Source organism: Myxococcus sp. AM010, from assembly GCF_013372585.1.
In the GTDB taxonomy this organism is placed as follows: domain Bacteria; phylum Myxococcota; class Myxococcia; order Myxococcales; family Myxococcaceae; genus Myxococcus; species Myxococcus vastator.
Genome location: NZ_JABXEO010000242.1, coordinates 1 through 433 on the forward strand (window position 1 = coordinate 1; position 433 = coordinate 433).

General features: G+C 75.1%; 1 protein-coding gene. It reads right to left on the reverse strand.

All coding sequences use genetic code 11. The features are described from left to right. The coding region (locus HV826_RS36510) for a hypothetical protein (protein WP_217918927.1) at positions 1 to 412 on the reverse strand (412 nt) is incomplete at its 3' end. Between the last annotated feature and the right edge of the window lie 21 nt (positions 413 to 433).

The following is a 433-nucleotide window of genomic DNA, read 5'->3' on the forward strand; positions in this document are numbered from 1 at the left end:
GGGCGAACACCCGCCGCAGCGCGGTGGCGCCCAGCCGGCGCACGGCCTTCGGGGAGAGCTCCATCTTGCCGCCGGAGCGGTCGAGGTAGCCCTGCCGCTCCAGCTCGCTCTCCATCTGCCGGAGAGCGGCGAGGTCGTCGACGGCGGGACGGCCCAGCGCCCGCTCCAGGAGCTCCTCGTCGATGTCGGCCAGCGAGGCTCCCGCGTAACCCTGGGAGAGCTGGTTGGACAGTGCCTCCAGGTCGGCGAGCTCGGCCACGGCGGAGGTGGCGTCGCCCATGCCGAGGGCCTGCTCGCCGTCGGGCACCTGGCCGCGCCGTCCCCACGGGAGGTCGGGGCGCGCCTGGCGCAGCGCGTCGCCCAGGTGGGCCATCTCGCTGGCCAGCCCCATGTCCTCCATGGTCTGGGCCATGAGGTCGTCCGAGCAGCGGGC